Origin of the sequence: Paenibacillus sp. FSL L8-0494 (assembly GCF_038003695.1) — a bacterium.
GTDB classification, from domain to species: Bacteria; Bacillota; Bacilli; order Paenibacillales; family Paenibacillaceae; genus Paenibacillus_AQ; species Paenibacillus_AQ odorifer.
On record NZ_JBBOPQ010000001.1, the window covers coordinates 2,538,386 to 2,560,150 of the forward strand.

The 21,765-nt window shown below is 43.9% G+C and carries 16 protein-coding genes and 1 riboswitch; of the genes, 7 read left to right on the top strand and 9 right to left on the bottom strand.

The genetic code is table 11. The features are described 5' to 3' along the window. The first annotated feature begins 195 nt into the window (after positions 1-195). Positions 196-2,700 carry an excinuclease ABC subunit UvrA gene (gene uvrA / locus NYE35_RS11285; protein ID WP_341121007.1) on the top strand — a complete coding sequence of 835 codons (2,505 nt, stop codon included), beginning with the start codon at positions 196-198 and terminating at the stop codon, positions 2,698-2,700. A 502-nt stretch (positions 2,701-3,202) separates the two neighbouring features. Next, complete coding sequence (locus NYE35_RS11290) at positions 3,203-3,343, top strand: hypothetical protein (protein ID WP_179089339.1); 141 nt, start codon at positions 3,203-3,205, stop codon at positions 3,341-3,343. A gap of 682 nt (positions 3,344-4,025) precedes the next feature. Here NYE35_RS11290 and NYE35_RS11295 read toward each other — a convergent pair. From NYE35_RS11295 to NYE35_RS11320, 6 genes are all read right to left on the bottom strand, one after another. After that, positions 4,026-4,595 carry a YdeI/OmpD-associated family protein gene (locus NYE35_RS11295; protein WP_340890093.1) on the bottom strand — a complete coding sequence of 190 codons (570 nt, stop codon included), beginning with the start codon at positions 4,593-4,595 and terminating at the stop codon, positions 4,026-4,028. Positions 4,596-4,651: 56 nt separating this feature from the next. Then, positions 4,652-5,167, bottom strand: a complete 516-nt coding sequence (locus NYE35_RS11300) for a DinB family protein (protein WP_341121009.1) — start codon at positions 5,165-5,167, stop codon at positions 4,652-4,654. 82 nt (positions 5,168-5,249) lie between these two features. Then, positions 5,250-6,161 (bottom strand): helix-turn-helix transcriptional regulator, encoded by a 912-nt coding sequence (locus NYE35_RS11305; RefSeq protein ID WP_076100790.1) that lies wholly within the window; start codon positions 6,159-6,161, stop codon positions 5,250-5,252. A gap of 142 nt (positions 6,162-6,303) precedes the next feature. Then, the gene (locus tag NYE35_RS11310) at positions 6,304-7,476 is read right to left on the bottom strand and encodes a KamA family radical SAM protein (RefSeq protein ID WP_370511399.1); all 1,173 of its coding nucleotides are present in this window, start codon (positions 7,474-7,476) and stop codon (positions 6,304-6,306) included. Between the two features lie 132 nt (positions 7,477-7,608). Further along, a riboswitch (cyclic di-AMP (ydaO/yuaA leader) is annotated at positions 7,609-7,752 on the bottom strand. Positions 7,753-7,800: 48 nt separating this feature from the next. Then, the gene (locus NYE35_RS11315) at positions 7,801-9,468 is read right to left on the bottom strand and encodes a helix-turn-helix domain-containing protein (protein ID WP_038569974.1); all 1,668 of its coding nucleotides are present in this window, start codon (positions 9,466-9,468) and stop codon (positions 7,801-7,803) included. A gap of 139 nt (positions 9,469-9,607) precedes the next feature. Beyond that, the gene (locus tag NYE35_RS11320) at positions 9,608-10,633 is read right to left on the bottom strand and encodes an ABC transporter substrate-binding protein (RefSeq protein WP_341121012.1); all 1,026 of its coding nucleotides are present in this window, start codon (positions 10,631-10,633) and stop codon (positions 9,608-9,610) included. A 527-nt stretch (positions 10,634-11,160) separates the two neighbouring features. Here NYE35_RS11320 and NYE35_RS11325 point away from each other — a divergent pair. Together NYE35_RS11325 and NYE35_RS11330 are read left to right on the top strand one after the other, a co-directional pair. Next, entirely contained in the window at positions 11,161-11,823 is a 663-nt protein-coding gene (locus NYE35_RS11325) for an HAD family hydrolase (RefSeq protein WP_036689719.1), read from the top strand. 42 nt (positions 11,824-11,865) lie between these two features. Continuing rightward, positions 11,866-13,071: a mannitol-1-phosphate 5-dehydrogenase gene (locus tag NYE35_RS11330; protein ID WP_094903805.1), complete on the top strand. Its 1,206-nt coding sequence runs from the start codon at positions 11,866-11,868 to the stop codon at positions 13,069-13,071. A 93-nt stretch (positions 13,072-13,164) separates the two neighbouring features. Here NYE35_RS11330 and NYE35_RS11335 read toward each other — a convergent pair whose 3' ends face one another. Next, complete coding sequence (locus NYE35_RS11335) at positions 13,165-14,625, bottom strand: alpha-L-fucosidase (protein ID WP_341121013.1); 1,461 nt, start codon at positions 14,623-14,625, stop codon at positions 13,165-13,167. Between the two features lie 120 nt (positions 14,626-14,745). On the opposite strand from NYE35_RS11335, the gene NYE35_RS11340 reads away from it, so the two are divergent. Continuing rightward, a complete protein-coding gene (locus tag NYE35_RS11340) occupies positions 14,746-15,576 on the top strand; it encodes an AraC family transcriptional regulator (RefSeq protein WP_038569983.1) in 831 nt (276 codons plus the stop codon). A 66-nt stretch (positions 15,577-15,642) separates the two neighbouring features. On the opposite strand, the gene NYE35_RS11345 is transcribed toward NYE35_RS11340, so the two are convergent. Beyond that, on the bottom strand, positions 15,643-18,753 hold the full coding sequence (locus NYE35_RS11345; RefSeq protein ID WP_076100779.1) for a glycoside hydrolase family 2 TIM barrel-domain containing protein: 3,111 nt from the start codon (positions 18,751-18,753) through the stop codon (positions 15,643-15,645). A 121-nt stretch (positions 18,754-18,874) separates the two neighbouring features. Here NYE35_RS11345 and NYE35_RS11350 point away from each other — a divergent pair, with 121 nt between their 5' ends. Together NYE35_RS11350 and NYE35_RS11355 are read left to right on the top strand one after the other, a co-directional pair. Beyond that, positions 18,875-19,699 carry an AraC family transcriptional regulator gene (locus NYE35_RS11350; protein WP_036689725.1) on the top strand — a complete coding sequence of 275 codons (825 nt, stop codon included), beginning with the start codon at positions 18,875-18,877 and terminating at the stop codon, positions 19,697-19,699. Positions 19,700-19,866: 167 nt separating this feature from the next. Beyond that, positions 19,867-20,772: a hypothetical protein gene (locus NYE35_RS11355; protein WP_076133480.1), complete on the top strand. Its 906-nt coding sequence runs from the start codon at positions 19,867-19,869 to the stop codon at positions 20,770-20,772. 47 nt (positions 20,773-20,819) lie between these two features. Here NYE35_RS11355 and NYE35_RS11360 read toward each other — a convergent pair whose 3' ends face one another. Beyond that, positions 20,820-21,689, bottom strand: a complete 870-nt coding sequence (locus NYE35_RS11360; protein WP_076273071.1) for an AraC family transcriptional regulator — start codon at positions 21,687-21,689, stop codon at positions 20,820-20,822. Positions 21,690-21,765: the final 76 nt, after the last annotated feature.

Sequence of the window (21,765 nt, forward strand, 5' to 3'; positions counted from 1 at the left end):
CCTTTTAAAATAATTATATCTTGATAGTCAAGATATTAGATTATAAAGTTATTTGAAAATTTTGTGATTTATCAAATACATTCTATCGAAATTAGAAATGTTTTGCAAAATAATTGCAATACAACAACTTTGGGCAACCATATGGATAGAAGATATAACTACAAACCAGTGGGTTGAAATGAGAGGGGAATAGATGTGAAAGAGACTATTGTTATTAAAGGTGCAAGAGAGAATAATCTGAAAAATGTCTCGCTCACGATTCCTAAGTATAAGCTAGTTGTCCTGACAGGACCTTCGGGATCAGGCAAATCGACGCTAGCTATGGATACACTACAGCGGGAATGCCAAAGACAGTATTTGGATTCCATGGGCATGACGTCAGATACGATCAGTAAACCAAAGGTGGAGTCTATTATTGGACTATCTCCGTCCATTAGTGTTGGACAACATGTCACCAATCGTAATCCCCGTTCGACAGTCGGGACTGTCACTGACATCTATACGTTTGTCCGTTTTATCTTTTCCAGATTAGGCGAGCGGGTTTGCCCTTCCTGTAGTGGCAGCATCCCACCTTTTTTTGAAGCGAGGGGATTGCTGATCGAGGAAGACGAGGAAATGGATGGTCAGACGATGGGTTGTCCACATTGCGGAGCAGAGCTTGAGAAGCTGGGCATGTCCCACTTCTCTTTTAATAAACCGGAGGGAGCTTGTGAAGCCTGCGGTGGTGTTGGATCTGTGGCAACTATAAATGAAGCGGCGGTGTTTAATCCAGAGCTTAGTATGCGTGAGGGTGGGGTTGCCTCGCTGAATGGTGTTCATCGTGATATACAGATGCGTATATTATTGGCCGCTGGCAAGCATTTTGGCTTTGAGTTTGACCCGGATCAGCCCTTAAAAGATTACGGTGAAATTCAGCGCGACTTGTTGTATTACGGAGTGGAAAGTGAGGCGTTTAAGCGCCATTTTCCCAATGTTAAGCCGATTCAAGGCACCAAATTTGAAGGCGTCATTCCTGGTTTGTGGCGGCGTTACAAGGAGAAGGAAGGAGAAGCTGGTACACAGGAAAAAGACGGCGGATTTTTTCATGAGCAGCAATGCCCGGAATGTCTTGGCGCTCGTTTAAAAAACGAAGTTCGTCTCGTACGGGTAGCTGGCGTATCGATTACGGAGGTATCGGATTGGTCATTAAGCGATGTTTACGAGTGGACGAAAGGCTTAGAGGCGGCTTTGCCCGCCGAGGGACTTCATCTGCTTGAACCCATCCTTCACGATATGCCTACCCGACTAAAACGGATTATCGATGTTGGTCTAGGTTATCTTTCTATGAACCGTCAGACGGTCTCCCTATCTGGTGGAGAGGCACAGCGGCTGCGCCTTGCCTCATTGCTGGGGTCAGGTCTGACTGGAGTGTTATACATTCTAGATGAACCGACGACCGGGCTTCATCCGCGGGATACTGTTGGCCTCATTCGTGTGCTTCAGGAGTTACGCGATTTGGGGAATACGGTGCTCGTTATCGAGCATGATATTGAGATGATGCGCGCTGCCGATCATATTATTGATATGGGTCCGGGTGCTGGTCTGGACGGCGGGCAAGTTGTTGGCGAGGGCAGCATTGAGGACTTGATGGCAAGCGAGACTTCTGTTACGGGAGCCTATCTTAGAGAAGAGCGTCATAAGACTGCTGCATATGTTCGCCGGAAAGGTGACGGAAAACAGATCACCATCCGACAGGCTCAATACCGGAACATTGAGATCCCGGAGGTTACATTTCCTCTAGGTTGTCTAGTTTCTGTAACTGGGGTTTCGGGTTCAGGCAAGTCGACGCTAGTCTTTGATATTCTTGCGCAAGATAGTGCGAAAGAACATGAGCAAACAGGCTGTGCGGAGATTGCAGGCTTAGATCAGGTTGGAAATATAGTGATTTTTGACCAATCGCCCATGGGTAGGATGTTGCGTTCTAATGTAGCGACATATACAGATGTTTTCACACATCTGCGCCAGCTGTTTGCTGCATTGCCGGAGGCGAAAAAAAGAAAACTGACCTCCAAGCATTTTTCCTTTAACACACCGGGTGGACGCTGCGAAACCTGTCAGGGTCTTGGGGTGCTGACTGTAGACATGAATTTCTTACCCGATTTGGAGGTTAAATGCCACGTTTGCAAGGGGAGAAGATTTACGGATGAGGTTCTCCAGGTGAAATATGATGGATATTCCATCTCGGATCTGCTGGACATGTCCGTGCAGGAAAGCTTGCCAATTCTTAAGTCGGAAGCCAAAATGGCGGGGATAATCGAGACGTTGTGTGAGGTGGGTCTCGGTTACCTTAAATGGGGACAATCTGTCAAAACCTTATCTGGTGGTGAAGGGCAACGGATTAGACTGGCTAAAGAGTTGAGCAAACCTTCCAAAAACCATACCCTCTATCTGCTCGACGAACCAACAACAGGCCTTCATCCGTCAGACATCAGGCAGCTCCATACCTTATTGAGCAAATTGGTTGATACGGGAAATACGGTCGTGGTTGTGGAGCACAGCTTAGAGTTGATTCGGGAGTCCGACTGGGTGATTGACATTGGCCCTGAAGGTGGCGTTGTGGGCGGTAAGCTTGTAGCTGAAGGTACACCGGAGCAGGTTGCTGAAGTGCGGGAATCCTACACAGGGATGTTCCTGAAACGGATTCTGGCTGAGGGGCTATAATCAAAAAAAAGAGGTGTCCAAAAGCCATGAAAATGGCTAGGACACCTCCTTTTTTTGAACTTAAACCAACCACTGCTCTCAACTCTAAACTTCGTCTGAACGTTTGAACCGATCCCATTCACGCGTACTTAACACTTTCGGAATAACAGATGAATTTACACGTACGTAGCACATTAGGATTAACAGATGAATTTACACGTATGTAGCACTATAGGATTAGCAGATGATCATGAGTCGATGGTGTTTGATCCGCAGATGATTAGGATACGGTAGCATCAGACAGCGAAAGACTATGCTTCGGCGTATCGGACTCAGCGGACCTTAAATGCAGGAAAATCCGCCATTTGGAGTATTATCGGACCGCATAGCTCCTATTGGCGAAAAAAACGCCTTATAAGAGCCTGTTTCTAAGAAATAGCTGCACTGGAGTCCGATGGATTGCTGAAAAGGCGATAAATTAGTAAATAGCATCATTGGAGTCCGAAAGCCTCAGCAGGAGATCATGGTGTCAGCAGCAGTAGCAGTAGCAGTAGCAGTAGCAATAGCAGTTGACCCAGCGAATGACTATGCTTCGGCGGTATCGGACTCAGTAGACCTTAAATGCAGGAAAATCCGCCATTTGGAGTATTATCGGACCGCATAGCCCCTATTGGCGAAAAAAACGCCTTATAAGAGCCTGTTTCTAAGAAATAGCTGCACTGGAGTCCGATGGATTGCTGAAAAGGCGATAAATTAGTAAATAGCATCATTGGAGTCCGAAAGCCTCAGCAGGAGATCATGGTGTCAGCAGCAGTAGCAGTAACAGTAACAATAACAATAACGGTAACAGTAGAGCCAGCAAATGATCATGCTTCGCGGTATCGGACTCAGCGGACCTTAAATGCAGGAAAATCCGCCATTTGGAGTATTATCGGACCGCATAGCCCCTATTGGCGAAAAAAACGCCTTATAAGAGCCAGTTTCTAAGGAATAGCTGCGCTGGAGTCCGATGAGTTGCTGAAAAGGCGATAAATTAGTAAATAGCGTCATTGGGGTCCGGAAGCCTCAGCAGGAGATCATGGTATCGGCAGCAGTAGCAGTAGACCCAGCAAATGACCATGCTTCGGCGGTATCGGACTCAGCGGACCTTAAATGCAGGAAAATCCGCCATTTGGAGTATTATCGGACCGCATAGCCCCTATTGGCGAAAAAAAACGCCTTATAAGAGCCTGTTTCTAAGGAATAGCTGCACTGGAGTCCGATGGATTGCTGAAGAGGCGATAAATTAGTAAATAGCGTCATTGGAGTCCGAAAGCCTCAGCAGGAGATCATGCATCTAGCGCAGCTTAATAATCGAGCAGACGTCCATTATCATGCCATTGCCCGTACATTTTATTTTCTTTAGTGTTTGTTATGAATTTGTCTAATTTACTCTTAAATAAATCTGGCTGATGTTTATTGCTTTGGATCGTGTCGATCCGAACTCTTTTATAAAGGGGGGGAAAGGCCCGGAAATTCTCATATACTTGCCTGTCCTCTTTTAGCCTTTGCTCTATAATCTTATCTACTATAAAAGAATCAGGGTTCATATCAGGAAGTATCCGTTTTCCTTCAGCACTCATTAACCCCAGCTTTTCGAGGCGGCGGACCCGTTCTTTGTTCAATTCAGTCCAAGAGCTTTTTTTACTTCGGGGAGAGAGTCTTTGCGCCAGCTCTGTTTCCGAAATTTTCTTTTTCACTCCATCGATCCATCCAAAACACAAACATTCCTCAACTACGTCCAAATATAGCAACGTTTCTGGGTTTGGCGTCATACTAACGAGTACCCAACAAGATTTTTCAGTCTTACAATTCTCCTGCAGCCAAACTCTTAAATCTTCTCTCGTTTTTACTGTAATTAGATTTTCAATCTCCATAATTAAAATACAATTTCCTTTCTAGGTATGGAGTGGGGCAGATTGCCCATTAGTGTTTAAACAGCTTCCGCTGTTACCTGATACCAAAAAAGAGAATAGTCATTCATGGTGGAAGCGTGGCCTAACTGCCGTAACATAGTAGAGATATTGCCTCTATGATAAGTCCCGTGATTGACGACTTGCAACACAATTTCTGATAGGCGTGTTTGGCGGATTCCGGCGAATGGATTGTCAAGCAGAATGGTTTGCTCCAAATCGGATTGGTGGTGTAACCATTCTTTGTATTGTTCCGATAGCTGTGCAAAGATATTTACGTACTCATCCACAGAATCTAGAATGCTCAAATTTAGCGGGATACTTTGTTGAAAAGCCTCAGGCATGGCAGTGCCCGTTAAAACAAGATACCAGATCGTATCAACCGCATAGATATGGCTAAGGGCATGAGCGATGGTGGGAAATGAGCTGTTCACTTCTTGACTTAGCACAGAAGCCGGGAGTTCCTTGATTCTCCCCAGGATAGTTTGGTTTGCCCATGTGTGGTATTTAAACATTTCTACTGGATAATTTGTCATTCGTATTGTCTCCTTTTGAATTGTCATGGATTTGTTTTTGTTACTGTTGTTAATATAAAAGAAGAAGTATGACATCAGACTGTCATACTTCTTCATAAAGTTTGAGTGTGTTTTGAAGCTGCTCTTTTAAAATACCTCGCAATGCAGGGGGTTCGAGGACTTCGGCCCCGCTGCCGAAACTCAGCAGAATGGACCAAAGCCAACGAGCTTCCAATGGCTTATACACAGGAATTCGCATCGTCATGCTTTTATCAGAATGAAATTCCTTGTCGACTTGATGAAACTGATCCAAAGCTTCTGCCAAAGCCTCAGGGCCCACCCGGATTACTATTTCCTCCACCTGATCTACCCTGTTTGAACAGCCAGCCTCTTTGGGTACTTCATGTTGTGATTGAAAGGTATCCTGCGTCAGGAACAAATTCAGCATCCGGGAAAGACGAAACTCCCGATAATCCTGCCGTGCCCGGCAATAACCATAGATGTACCAGTTGCTATATTTAAAATGAAGCTTTACTGGTTCCATTTCACGGGTTGTACGTTCATTTTTTACACTGATGTAATCAAAACGGACAACATTTCGTTCCGCTATAGCCGCACGTAAAAGAGGAAGTGCGTCAGGATCCGTACGCCGGGTTTCAAGATCCACCGCGAGACTAGAAGTCTGTGGCTCCGTTCCTATCGTTTGCAGCCGTTCAATGGTTCCTTGCGTATGCTCATCTTCAAACACGGAAGAGAGACTGTTAAGTACAGTAATCAGAGAAGTGACATCATACGAACGGAGCAGGCTTTTATCCATTTTATATCCGTCCATAATGCCATATCCACCTTTAGTTCCCTGATATGATACGACCGGGATACCAGCGGCACAAATCACATCGATATCCCTATAGATCGTCCGCTGGGAAACCTGAAACTCTTCAGCCAGCTTGGAGGCAGATAAAACTTCGTGGTTCAATAGCTTGTAGATCATAGAAATCAATCTTTCCAATTTCATGTGTGCATTCCCACCCATTAGTCCATTTCGTGTTACAGCGTGATTATATCATAGATTTTTTCGGGCTAATTTTGGGAGGGAGGAGTTTTGTTGTTGGTGATGAAGAAATATCCTATGACAGAGTCTGACAGAGCCGATTAATTTATTTACAGATTAAATCCGCAGGCTCTGATAAATGATTAACAGAAATAATAGCATCGTTTTTTTTCACAGGTGGGGTCCAATATTGCTCATTCCCAGGCAGGTCATCGAACCATTCGGCGTCCTTTGGACAATCTAGAATCATGAATTTTCCGTATTCCTGATCTCTGGATTGATGGTATTTGAGATAGGCTTTCCCGTTATCAATGGCGAGAATTTCTATTTTTCCTGAGGTGTGGCTCATGGATAAGCGTACTCTTTTGCCAAGTCCTGAGGTTCTAGCTTTGGCTTCTTCTACAATTTGATAGACTTGCTCGAGCGGTAATACGAAATCCCGGTTTCCGGCAACGGGCCGGTTCACAAAGAAGTAGTAGGGTGTAACGCCAGCCCATGAAAGTCGGTCCAGTAGTTCCCCTAAAATAATGGGATCATCGTTGATGCCTTTGAGGATGGGAGTCTGATTTACGACAATTGCCCCTGCGTTGTGGAGAGCTTTAAATGCTTTTTTGGCTTCAGGTGTGATTTCACGAGGATGATTGATGTGCGCCATAACATAGATTCGTTTGTCTTCGGTAGAGTAAGTACGAATCAGCTCCAGCAGCTCTTCGTCTTCAGAGATCCGCATCGGATTAAATACGGGAATTTTGGAACCTAGTCTAATGATCTTAACATGCTCAATGCTTCTTAGATTTTCAATAATGGATCTTAGCTTCGGTGTGGAGAGAATTAAACTGTCCCCGCCCGTAAGAAGTACGTTGTTAATCTCCGGATTCTTTGCGATATACTCCAAGCCCGGAGAGACATCAGCCATCGCCTCTTTCACGTCATTTCGGAACAGACGCTTACGGAAACAGTAGCGGCAATAAGCCCCGCAGACCTCGGATACAATCAGTAGTGCAGTGGTTCTATACTTGTGCTGACAACCAGGTACCACATAATTCGTGTCCTCATCGGAGGCGTCCCAGCGCCCATACTCCAGCAGTTCACCTTCGTTAGGAATAACCAGCTTACGGATGGGATCATCTGGATCATCCCAGTTAATCAAAGACAGATAGTAGTCATTTACACGAAAAACAAATTTGTCTGTAATTTCTTTCAGATTCTCTTTTTCCAGCTCAGACAACATAGCTATTTTGTTAATATCCGTGAAGTACTTTACCTTTTGCACGTACATCTCTCCTTTGTCTCGTAGTGTGAGAAATGAGGGAGCCTTAGTGTCAAAGGCCAATCTACTGCCAGCAGGGTCCAAAAAAAGCACAAAAAGAGACCCTTAGCAAGGGTCTCTGGTTATGTAAATAACATGAAAAGCAGACCCATCCACTGCTGACGAGGTTAGCTGACGGACTCGGGTAAGATGGTACCCTACATTCTAATGCTCAATGATTCGCCCCAATTAACTGGTTCCCCCGCTTTTCAACTGTAAAAGTTGGAAATTAAGCGTAGATAAAGTATACCCTATCAAGTTTTGAAAAGTCAAAAGAGAATCCTAGATTCACCTTCAATTGCTAGCGCTACTTCCGCCGAGTAGTTTAGGCAACAGCGTTAGCAGTTTCTCCCGGGTTAACGCATCACTAGAGTTCCATTTGCTTCCGTCGAGCAGATAAACATGTCCCTGACGTACTGCCGGAAGAGTGTTCCAAAGTGAACTGTCTAGTAATCGTTCCATCGCAGCTCGCGAGTCTTTGCGTTCCGGAATGAACATGAAGATATGATCTCCGGCGTAGGCAGGCAGTCGTGTTGGATCAACTTCGGCGAACCCTAACTCTTCGTCCAATATGGCTTGGATCTCTTCGGTCGGTTGTAAACCACATGGGGCATAAAGCGCAGTGGAGAATCCGGACATTCCCATAGCATATAGATGATCTCCATGATCATAGACCAAAGCAGAGGCGGTTTCTCCAACTTGGAGAGTTGTCGAGTAAAGCTGCTGCCACATGGCAGCGTTTTTGATTGTGAATGACTCCAGCCATGCTTCGGCTTCGCGCTGTTTACCTAGCCAACTGCCTAATGTCCGCATTCGGTTGTCGAGAGGCGCAAATGAATCAAAGGTGAGTGTCGGAGCGATACCAGAAACTGCTCTGTAGGCTCTTTCATCACTATTTGCCAAAATGATCAAATCTGGGTTTAGGGAAGCGGTCAACTGCGGGTCCAGTGGAAACCCGACGTTGGCGAGCTTCTTAAGCCGATGTTTATAGACGCTGTTCCGGGCGAATGCTTCATCTCCACCGATAGGCTTTACACCTAACGCGAGAAGGTCGCCAAGTGTCTCGCCATGATAGACAATACGTTTCGCTCGTTCAGGAATTTCCACCTCATGACCCGTCCAATCCTTGACGGTAAGCTTACGACCTTGCTGATGTGCATATTGTCCGGGTGTAACTCCGGTTTTTTGCCGAAAGCGGCGGCTGAAATAATATTCATCCGAGAAGCCGACCAGTCTGGCGATTTCCCGCAGTGGTTCAGTCGATTCCTGCAGGAATCGTTTGGAATGATTAATACGCAGATCCGTCAGGTATTCAAGCGGCTTTTTACCCGTAAGCTGCTGAAAGATCGGTGTATATTGCCAGATTGATATTCCCGCCAATTCAGCTAACTGCTTCACGGTGATACTCTCTGTATAATGCTCCTGAATGAATGTTATGGTCTTTTCTACGGATTCCGTAGGACTTGGCAGGTGTTTGGAAGGGTAATTATGCTCAAAAAGTAACAGCAGCAATTCTTGGAATTTTAATTGTTGCTTGAATTGTTGTACATCATCGGTGTTATTCCTGTTCATGAGCAGGTCTTCGACTAGCCGGATTACCTTGGTGAACGGGTGCACAATTAACTCCCGCCTGCCGGAAAGCAGCTCTCCAGAATATCGTTTAGGAAGCTTGGTTGTATAAATTGCTGTAAAGGTGATGAGGTAATAATACAACGTCAGCTCCTGGTTGTTCGTACTATAGGAGATTCCAGGAGATAGTAGATAACATTTATCCGTACTTAGTATCACGCTTTGATCATCGAGGTTCAATTGTCCGTTCCCTCCAGTAAATATGAGAAGGGTATAGTCCTGGGTTGTACGCGTTATAGAGCTTGAATCGGCAGCTTGAATCATCAGTTCGGCCTCGTTTAGCTGAAATAGCAGAGAGTGGAGTGGGGGGCAGGACGATGATGTATGCAGCATGGGTTCAGCCTCCGTTCATTTGGTGAGAATGATTATCAATGAATTCATTGTATATAAAAAAAAGAAGCATATCAACAGCCGTTGACATGCTTCTTGCAGTTTTTTATCAGCCTTGTGTTAAACTCTTCATCACAGAAGGTTATTTCATATTCAATAGCTGTGGAATTTCGCCAAGCAGCCATTCTCTTGTTGTTGCATCACTTGAAGTCTTCATGATGTCTTGTGTATAGACATATCCGTTCTTGACGGCAGGAAGGCTCTTCCAGATAGGGCTCTTTAATAGATTCTCTGTGGATTGTTTTGCTTCTTCTGCCACTGGAGTCAAGATGAATATCCGGTCTCCGGCATATTCTTTCAGGACTTCCATGGATACTTCCTGGAACCCTTTACCTTCATCAAGTATCTTCTGAATAGCTGGAGTTGCATTGAAGCCATTCTCCCCATAGAGTACCTGTGAAAGTCCGGTTGCTGCCATTATAAACAATCTGTCTCCTGGATAATAAGTGAAGACCGCAGCCGTTTCGCCCTCTTTCATGCCTGCGGATTTCAATTGCTTCCACATGTTCTCTTCAGCGGTTTTATACTGGGCAAGCCATGCTTCTGCTTCAGTCGTTTTACCAACAATTCCACCAATGTCCAGCATACGTTCCTGGAGTGGGGCAAAGGTATTAAATATTATCGTTGGTGCAATTTTGGAGAGCTGCTCGAAATCAGCTTCATCTGTGCCCGCATAGATGATCAAGTCAGGTTGAAGCTCCAATGTTTTTTCCAGATTGATAGGGAAGCCTACATCCTCCACACCTTGCAATTGATCTTCAAAAATCTGGCCTTCCCCCATAGAAAGAGGATAACCTACCGCCTGCACACCAAGTGCGAGCAAATCGCCATAAGTTTCTCCAGAATAGATAATTCGCTGCAGATTCACTGGAATCTCTACAGTATGTCCTATGTAATCTGTATAGGAGCGGGTAGTCGCTGCAGCTTCATCTGTACTGCTATCTGAGGGTTCTGCTGAAGGTGCCGCGGTTGCAGCGGAAGAGTTCCCGGTTGCGTTTGCCGTACTATTGGCAGAGGATTGTTCCTTTGAGTTTCCGCACGCCAGTAGCAATGTACTCAGCAAAAATAGTACACATACCACAGCGAAGGACTGTCTTACCTTGTTCATATCTTATTGCCTCCCTATTATATGTAACGACCACCAATAATGATAATCATTCTCGATTAAAAACTATCATAAATTAAAGCCTCTTTTTACTCAATGGACAAAAAATAACCCCGTAATTTGATTTGTACAATCAAGTAAAAAGGATGTGGTTGAAATTATTTTAAATTATTTTTAGCTGCTTGGAAAAATACTCTAAATAACAGCAATGGAGAGAAAGAGAGGGAGCTTGCCTTCATAACAAACTTGGCAGAAGGAATCCCTTGAAGCACATAGGATTGTGGTGTTTTTTTGAATCTGATTATTGTTATGTATTAAGATGTTCAGGTGATGCAAAAATTCAGGGTTGTCCGCATTCATTGTAATCGTTATCATTACGTGGCATGTTATCTACCGTGCTTGACGTCAGTAGAAGGGCTTTGTTATGGTTTTTATAGTCAAACGCAAGCCGAAATAGCTTTTTGTAGAATATGCAGAAGGTTTTGCGTAAGATATTCTAACCAAACATAATACGAGGGAGATGGTTGATTGTGATCAAAGGAATTATTTTTGATTTTGACGGAACGATTATCGACACGGAGACTGCTTGGTACACCGCATTTAACGAGGCTTATGCAGAATATGGAGTGGACCTGACGCTTGAACAATATTCCACCTGCATCGGCACGAGCTTGAACAGTTTTAATCCTTATGAATATTTGATGACTGATCTTAAGCTCGCAATTGACAAAGAAGAGTTCAGCAAGGCTGTTAAACAGAGACACAGCAAACTTATGGAGCTTGAAACAATAAGACCAGGTATTCAGCATTATCTTGATTCTGCCAAGGCAGCTGGACTGCGCATAGGGCTGGCCTCAAGTTCTTCCCTGGAATGGGTGGAAAAATATCTGAATCAATTGGGTATTCGCGAGTATTTCGAATGTGTTCGGACTGCCGACCATGTGGCAAAAGTGAAACCAGATCCGGAGCTATATAACCAAACGTTAGCTTGTCTTGGAATCACAGCTGATGAGGCGGTTGCTATCGAGGATTCACCGAATGGATCTAAGGCAGCGGCAGCAGCTGGCATCCGTTGCATTGTGACGCCTAACGAAATTACTAATTTTCTTGAATTCGATAAGCAGCACCATAAAATTGATAATCTAAGTCTTCTTGAATTTGATCATGTAGTTACTCAACGTTGCTTCGTATAGAGAAACCGAGAAACTAAGTTCAAATTAAAGGGGGATACCAAATTGAGAGCCGTACATTTTGGAGCGGGCAATATTGGCAGAGGATTTATTGGGCCTATGTTGTCGGACTCCGGTTACAACGTTTGTTTCGTCGGAAGAAATAAGAGTAAAATTGCCCAATTGCAAAAACGTGGCCAATATCCTGTCACCCTAGCTAACAAGAATCGGGACAGCTTTATCGTTGATAATGTTACAGCGATCAATCTGAATGATACTGAGGACGTTACTAGAGCTATAGCAGAAGCTGAAATTGTGACAACTGCAGTCGGAATATCCGCTTTACAAGATATTGCTGAGACCATTGCGCAGGGCATCGAACGAAGGCTTGAAAACAACAGAAATCTCACCCCTCTTCATATCATCGCCTGTGAGAATGGGATTGGAAGCAGTCAGAAGTTGAAAAAATCTGTTTATCGATATATGAAGCAATCCTTCAAGGAGCTTGCTGACCGCAATGTCGCTTTTCCCAATGCGATGGTGGACCGGATTGTACCTATGCAGAAAAATACAGATTCACTTGAAATCCTCGTTGAACCCTTCAGTGAGTGGGTTATTCCCCGCAGTGGAATGATTGGTAACTACAATGAAATTAAAGGCGTCCATTATGTAGATTCGCTGGCGCCATACCTCGAACGGAAGCTATATACTGTGAATACAGGTCATTGCAGTGCAGCCTATTTTGGATACCTGGAAGGTTATACTAGCATTCAAGAAGCGATGTCTGATCCCGAAATCAGAGCTCGTGTTCACGGGGTGCTTAAGGAAACAGGGACCTTATTGGTGCATTTATATGGCTTCAAGCCCATAGAACATGACCGGTATATAGAAAAGATGATGGAACGATTCACTAACCCCAACTTTAACGATAAAATTACACGTGTCGCCCGCTCCCCGCTTCGCAAGCTTTCACCTAATGATCGACTCGTAAAACCGGCAATGCTTGCTCATGAACTTGGTTTTGAGACCTCACATTTAGTCTCAGCTATTGTTTCTGCACTTTATTTTGATTATGAAAAAGATCCAGAAGCCTTACAGCTTCAAGCGGACATCCGAAACCACGGGCTAAGTGAAGTCATTGCTACACAACTAAAAATCCCTACGGAGCATCCGCTTCATGGTCGCATTATTTTGGAGTCCAACAAATTACGCGCGAGATATCCTCATAGGACTAGAATGAAGACAGTAAACGTCAGGGTACCCTACTTTTAATATAAATTGATGGTTATAAAACTATAAAAGAGTGTTCTCTGCTGGATGGGCAAGAACACTCTTTTTATAGGTTATGAAGTTCTGTAAGTGTCCCTAATCCAATTCAATCCGCAGAACAACCGGAGTCTCACTGCGAACCGAGGTTGTTTTTATAATCAGGGCTTCATCGGTTCTTTCCCATGCAGGTTGTTCCTCAAAACCTAAGATTTTGATCTGTTTAATCATCCCATGGAAGTGAGCAGAGTTTTCTTTAAGGGATTTGATTTGCACTATACCGTTGTTTGGATAGACAAGAACATTAGCGTAAAGATAACTGCCTTTTACCGTAAAGCGGATATCTTCATTGGTGAAAATCTTCGTGATCCCATCTGTAAACTGACCTTCAACGATCTCTGTAGGGCCTTCCCCGAAGGTGCGCCAGTAGGTCGTATCATAGATTGCTTCACCATTCACCTTTAGCCATTCTCCGATGCCAAGCAGAATCTCCTGATCCTGAGCTGGAATGCTGCCATCCGCTTTAGGGCCTATATTCAGCAGCAAGTTGCCGTTTTTGCTTACGATATCTACTAAATCTCTGATAATTTCTACGGCAGATTTATAATCATTTTCCGGTGTATAACACCATGAATTTTTAGCTACTGCTGTATCCGTTTGCCAGAAATAAGGTTTAAGCTCAGAGAAATGACCTCTCTCAATATCTGGGATCGCTGAGCCAAACATGAAGGCATCATGCTTATAATTGATTGCAACCGGAGTTCCCCATTCCTCTCCCTTGTTGTAATAGTAAGCAGCGAACTTTTTGAGATAGGGTTTGAAGGCGGCTGTGTGAATCCACCAGTCAAAGTAAAAGATTTTCGGCTGATAATTGTCTACCAGCTCGCAGCAGCGAATCAACCAATCCTCCAGAAATTCTTGATTGGGTGGGGAGCCGAATAAATCCTGATGATCGGGTTCGGGCATGGATGGCCAATAGAGATCTCCACATACAAGCGGTTCATGGATATCGGAATCAAATTCCTTGCCATGAGACAGGAAGAACCAGTGCTCAGCTCTATGGGAAGATACACAAAACTCTAATCCCTGCTGCTCAAAAGCGTCTTTCATTTCCCCGACTAAATCCCGCTTGGGACCCATCTCATATGTGTTATAGTGGGAGTAAGCGCTCTTATACATTTGAAAGCCGTCATGGTGCTCTGCAACAGGCATCACGTATTTGGCTCCAGATAATTTAAAGAGATTGGCCCATTCCTCAGCATTGAAATGCTCAGCCTTGAACAAGGGGATGAAATCCTTATAGCCAAAGGTTTTATGCTCGCCATAGGTAGCAAGATGATGTTCATATTCCCGTGAACCCTGGATATACATATTTCGGGGATACCACTCATTGGCGAAAGCCGGAATAGAATAAAGACCCCAATGAATGAAAATACCAAACTTAGCGTTCTCATACCACGTAGGCACTTGAAATTGACTTAGTGAATCCCAATCGGCTTTGAATCTTCCAGTTACGATCGTATCTTCGATTACTTTTAAATATTTGCTTTTATCCACCATTTTGCAATCATCCTTTCAAACGTTTATTTCTTCTTCATTGTAGTGAATGGATGTGGGAATCAAAATGTAGGACATTAACTTTTAGATGTACAAAACTAACCTGATAAGGCGGAGTAAGGGATGGATAACCATGTTTTGCTTACTAATTATTTATCCAATTTAAAGGTTGATTTATTTATGGCTGATTACAATCTTTGTGGCCGTGACTGGAGAGATCTCGACTATACACCTGACTATAGCAAGTTTTATTTTATTTGCGATGGGGAGGGTTGGTTAAAGATCGGGGATCGAGAATATTATCCGAAGCCTGGTCAGCTTTTTTTGATGCCTGAGGGAGTTAAGCAATCTTATTCTTGCATAAGTGATCAACCCTTTGAGAAGTATTGGTGCCATTTCAGCGCAAAAGTCGGAGACATTAATCTATTCAAAATGTTAGAGTTAAGTCATGTATGCAGAGAAGTAGATCCTCATGTAATCCAAGAGATTTTCAGCAGCCTAACGAGTCATATGAAATCTGATGCGGTGTATGCTCATTTATTAGCCAAAAGTAAGTTAATGGAGTTATTTTCTTATTTTATTATGAACATAGATGTAGACGAAATCACTTTTAAGAATCTAAGCTCGATCGAAAAATTAACGAAAATATTAACGTACATAGACGCCCATATCGAGCGTAATATCACCATACAGGAGCTTGCCGAGATTGCGTACATGCATCCCAACTATTTTATCCGGCTATTTAAACAGCAAATCGGAGTTCCACCTATTCAGTATATCACCAGAAAAAAGATAACTAAGGCCAAGGAGCTATTGAGGGGGACGCAAAGTTCTGTCGGTGAGATTGCCCATGATCTTGGTTTTAGCGATCTCTATTATTTCTCCAAACAGTTCAAAAAAAATGTGGGTTTAAGCCCTTCGGAATTCAGACAAGGAACAGTAGCAGTGAAATAAATAAAAGAAGACCGTCCTGTGTGGTAGAAACCAACCAGAGACGGCCTTTTTTATAAGTGGAAGAGATTAGAGCAGTGAGACAGTGAAACGGAAGATGTACGGGCGATTAGCCGGCAGAGTGAACTCTTCGTGGGTTGGTGCGCCCCAGCTGTCGTCCCCGCCAACACCCATTTGCTTGTAGTTAACTCTTAGTACGCTTTTGTTCGAGACTGGCAATTTATAGACGTGATCATGGGCTTCCAATTCCTCAGGTTTCCAAGGCAGGGCATTAATCTCTATAGGCGTTGCACTTTCAAAATAGAGCCCTGATCCATCCTTGCTCTCTGTAATTGAAGCAAATCTGACATCTGTCTTGTTGCCGCACTCCTGAGGTTTGAGATAAGGCGTGAATTGTTCACTGACCTTGCCTGTATAACGTCCGAGTGGTGCCCCTGTTTGTCTATCCCAATAATTCTCATGAGGCCCGCGGCCGTACCATGATAGGGTATCAAGACTTCCATCTAGAACGAACATCATTCCGAACTCAGGGATTTCTGGCAGAACGCTGCTGCCCGGACTCAGTTCTTGCGTGATCTCTAAAGTCCCGTCAGCGCGAATCACATACTGAACCCGAAGCGTGGAATCCGGACTTGTAGCCAGAAGGTAGCTGGCAGAGACGAGACAGAGAGAGCCTTCGGTTCTAAATGTAAAGCTGATTAAGTGTTGTTTGTGCGATGCCTGCTTCCATACTGCACACCGCTGTGGCAATTTATTACCGCAATCATTATCTGTGACTGCTCTCCAGAAGTTAGGTCTTACAGGTTCTAGCAGACGTTCTTTGCCTGAGGAACGATAAGAGTTCAGAGCACCCGTAGTGGTACTAAAGCTCAGTTCGAAATTATCACCTTGTACGTTCAAAACATTCTCAAGCTCGCTGACACGCAGTGTTTCTGTGGTCCTCTTTGAGGTATTGGTTACGAAACGAGGTGACAGAATGAACTGTTCCCAAGCGATTTCGTGATTGGCTTCTACCCATATAGTTGCTGAAGGCTGAATAAAGGAAAGATTCAGAACTGCCTCATGATTGCCACGCAGTGAATCCAGCTCGTAAGGAACTTTGCATGAAGTGCTCTCACCTGGTGCACATGAGATCTTCAGTAAGCCTTCTTGCGCAGTTACTCCGTCTAAACGAACTTCCCATTTGAGATCGTATTCCTTTAAGTTGGTAAATAAGAAGGAATTGCGAATCTGGAAGAGTCCTTCTAGAATATTTTCAGCCGTTACTTTAATATTCTGATAACATTTTTTGACCTCAAAGAGCTTAGGAGTAACCGTACGATCAGCAAAAAGCAATCCGTTGCCACTAAAATTGCCGTCATGAGGCGATTCACCAAAGTCCCCGCCATAAGCGAGATATTCAATTCCCTCGGAGGTGTGGGTCCGAATGGCTTGATCTACCCAATCCCAAATGAATGCACCTTGAACAATGTCATATTTGTCGAACAAGTCACAGTATAAGTGCAGCCCACCGCATGAATTGCCCATGGCATGACTGTATTCGCAGAGGATATAAGGCTTCTTCGGATTATTAAGCGCATATTTTTCAACATCCTGCGGTTTAATGTACATAGTAGATTCTATGTCACTTGCTGCTTCCGATTCTCTACAGTGAAAGATCCCCTCATAATGAACTGGCCGCGAAGGATCGGTTTCTCTCAGGTAGTCGTGCATAGCGATAAAATTGTCGCCTCCGAAAGATTCATTGCCGAGAGACCAAATGATGACAGAAGGGTGGTTTTTGTCCCTTTGCATCATGGAGTTGCAGCGGTCAATGACATTGGCCCGCCATTCCGGTTTGCTTCCAGGAACATTCCCGTCATTCAATCCTTCTTGGCTGTATGCCCAAGTGCCGTGCGTTTCCAGATTGGTTTCGTCAATTACATATAATCCGTATTCATCACATAACTCGTACCAGACAGACTGATTCGGGTAATGGGAGGTTCGAACGGCATTAATATTATGTGTTTTCATTAATTGGATGTCGCGCAGCATATCTTCTTTGGCTAAAGCACGACCTGTGTCACAAGAGAACTCGTGGCGATTGACGCCCTTAAGCACGATTCTTTTGCCGTTGATCTTCATAAGTCCGTCTCTAATCTCAAACTTGCGGAATCCAACCTTACAGCTGACCGTTTCTTGTGTATGCCCGTTGTCGTCATTTATAGACAGGACTAAGGTATAAAGATAAGGGGTTTCAGCACTCCATTTAAATGGCTGCTCAACCGGGGCAGAAAGCTTGAGTTGCTGGACGCCTTCTTGCTCAAAGGAACCCGTAGTGGAGATAGGAGTCTCCCAAACAGGCTGGCCCTCTTTATTGTAAAGCTGCATTTGCAGTGTATATGGGCTTTGCTCGTTAAAGTAATTTTCCACCTTGATATCTACATTTAAATCCGCATGTACGAAGTTTTCATCCAGGTCGGTGTGGACGAAGTAATCAGCAATATGAACGGAAGGCGCCGAATAAAGATAGACTTCCCGAAAAATACCGCTAAGGCGCCAGAAATCCTGATCCTCTAGCCAGCTGGCATCACACCAACGATAAACCTCGACAGCTAGTTTGTTGTCCCCTGCAACTAAATATGGGGTGATATCGAACTCTGATGGAGTAAATGTATCTTCACAGTACCCGACAAGTGCACCGTTTACCCAGACATAGAAAGCGGATTCAACACCCTGAAAGCTTAGGTACACCGGTTGACCGTTCCAAGACTCAGGTACAGTAAAGGTTCGCAGATAAGAGCCTACTGGATTATATTTTGTTGGGGCAAAGGGGGCTTTAAGCTCTGGCTCGGATTCCGCCCAAGGATATCGGAGATTTGTATATTGTGGATAGTCGTAACCTTGGAACTGCCAGTGGGACGGTACAGGAATTGTATCCCAATTACTGCAATCGAAATCGGCTTTATAGAAATCCACAATTCGTTGATCCGGTGTTTCGGAAAAAGCGAATTTCCAAAGCCCATTGAGGGTTTGGTAGAAAGGTGAGGTTTCTTTATCGTTAGTTAGCGCTTGGGATAAACTACGGTAAGGGATCATGGAGGCATGTGCATCCAATCGATTCAATTCAAAAGTCTCTGGGTTGTTATTCCATTCCGGATAACCGTTAGCAGGTGGCTGGTAGACAAACTTTGCTCGCATGAGTTGATCTCCTTTATAATCATTGTAATGTTATTATATTCATATTATAAGTTGAAGTAATGTTAGGATAAATAAAAGAATTTTAGTCCCAGATAACAAAATATGAAACGAGGACTTTTTTATGGAGAGCAAAATTATTTTTTGCCAAACAGAAGATGTAAGCATGCTGCCGCTTTATGCTACAACCCTTGGATTTTGGGAGCATCAGCCAGAAACTATACGTCCTGCAGGCTTTCCAGACTATCAAATACATCAGATTCACGAAGGTAAGGGTGAGCTTATCATTCATGAGAGCCGATATCTCGTGGGGCCAGGTGATGTGTTCTTTTTGTTCCCGGATATTCCTCATTCGTATGCCCCTATCAGTGGGAAGGAGTGGAAGGTATCATGGGTCTCGTTCAATGGCAGAGAGGTTGGTCAAATGCTGCTCTATGCGGGCATCCGCGAGTCTGGTCCTGCTAGATTAAAAGAAGATCAATGGCTCAATCCTCTAAAGCAAATCCTTATGCTGCCAGATAGCAATGAGCTGGAAACCAATTTAGCACGATCAAAACATCTTTACGCATTGCTTCTGGATTTAAAAAGAAAGCTAGTATCGCCTCTGAATGAGGCACATGAATTGGAGCGAATCAAACCGGTGCTGCGTTATATAGAGAGCAATCTGCATAGGACGCTTCCTTTAAAGGAGCTGGCGGAGATTATTTCTGTATCGCCACAGTATTTATGCAGGCTTTTTCAAAAAACAATTCATGATCGACCTGTAACCTATATCAATAAGCAACGTATCAATTTGAGTAAACAGCTTATGTTTAATGGACGCGATAAAAAAATGTATGAAATTGCCCAGCTAGTGGGCTTTGATAATGCTAGTTACTTTTGTTTGGTGTTTAAAAGATTGACAGGGATGAGTCCTGAGCAATTTAAGCAGCTGCATGGTTTGGATTAGATAAACGCTTACTTGTTACCGTCTAGCACAACATGATATAGTTTACTTGAGTTCCTGCGATGTTTTTTTTACTGCTTAGCCCATACTTTTACTGCCACAAGAATTCAATACATAGAACCAAATTAACAATCTGAAATGACGAAAAGCATCAGGAAGGAGACATCATTTTGAATGAGAAGCTAAAGCAAGCCTATGAGCGTTTGAACTTGCCTGAAGACGTTACCCGGGAGGAATTGAACAAAAGGTTAGATATTCATTTGAAACGCCGTCGATCGAATTCTACTGAAGATGAGGTCGCAGCTTATGAAGAGGAATTCCGCGCTTACAAAACCATCCTAGATGGCTTGGATCAGAAGGAGATTCAGGAAGCAGAGGACAAGCGGCTGGAGAAGTGGGGAGCCATGTCCGGCGTAGCACGAAAATCGGAGAATTTCTTTCGACTCTACAAAACGCACACTATTATTTCTATTATCGTGCTGCTGGTAGTTATCTTTGGGGGGAAAGCGCTCTATGATCAATGGCAGGAAAGAAAATATGAAGCTACGCTTCCACCGGTAGATGTTCGAATCATGTTCCTAGGCAACTATGAATCTCAGGACTCGTCAGGTAAGAATGAAGAGCTAAAACAAGAAATTATCAATCGTTACCCGGCTTGGAAGAGAGTGGAGGCAGAAATCGTTTATCTACCCTCAACAGGTGGGACGGACGGTGGAGCCTTGGATATGAGCTATATGCAGCGGGCTATGGCGATGCTGGCAGCCGATCATCCGGATATCCTGATAATGGATGATGCTACTTTTGAATGGATTGGCCAGCAGTCGGGACTGCAAAATCTGGAGTCGTTTATTAAATCCGCAGGACTTCCTCTTGATGATAACCGTTTGAAACGTATGACTAACCCGGAGAGTGGTCAAGAGCTGATTACTGGCATAGATATCACAGATACGGATTTTGCTACAGAACTCCCTATCCATTCAAACCAGATGATCATCGGAACGTTAGGACAAGATGACAGTAAGACTAAATCAACTGATTTTGTTGAGTTTTTACTTAAACAGATCACTAATCAATAAATTAATAGGGCCGATGTTGTATGGATGTTCATACGACATCGGCTTTTTTATGATCTGTAGAGCTTGCGGTACGCGATGGGTGTCTGGCCGACTATTTTTTTGAATACAGCGTTAAAGGAGTCGATGTCACGGTAACCAACTAGCTCGGCAATCATATTAATTTTATGTCCAGAAGTACGCAGCAATTCACAGCTTTTATGCATTCGCAGATTCTTCAAGTAGGTCCCAAAGGACTGGCCAGTATGCTTGTGGAACATGCGCTGAAGATGCCTGCTGCTCCACTGTGAAATACGGGCTAATTCGGCAAGTGTAATCTTCTCCGACAGATTATGCTCTAGGTATTGAATGACTTGCGTGAAGTCTGCCATATCCATCGTAGATTTGTCATCTTCTCCGTATTTTTGCCTGTACACTGCTATGATTAATTGACTCAGCAGGGTGTAAAGCATTGTTTTGGAGCCCATACCGGATACCGACATTTCATGATATAAATTCAGCATTAAGCGCTCAATCGAGCCATCTCGATCTGAGACGGAAAAGTAAGATGAGCTGCTACTCCCAAGAGTGGCTAGGTGCTCCCGGATAGATGGCTCTTGAAGGACGATATTTAATTGCTCCACCATTTGCATATCAAAAAGGCAATTATAGACGATCAGGCGATTCCCTAAAGTATCAGAAGATGCTGGACGGAACACATGGGGAGCACCTACAGGAATCACAAACAGCATTCCTTTTCTAACGGGAAAGATCTCATTTTCAAGGTGATGAAAACCTCTTCCTTCAGCTACATAGCAATACTCAATAAATTCATGTGCATGAAAAGGGGCATGGAAGTTCTCTGAATAGCGGTTAACCAGCAGATGCAGATCGTTTTGAAAAAAGACTTCACTTTTGAACAACTCGGTGGTTCGTTGCATGTATAATTTCCCTTCCAAATTTATGGCATAATTGCAGGGATATGATGTCCTTATTACCGGGTGATGAAAGCGGTAA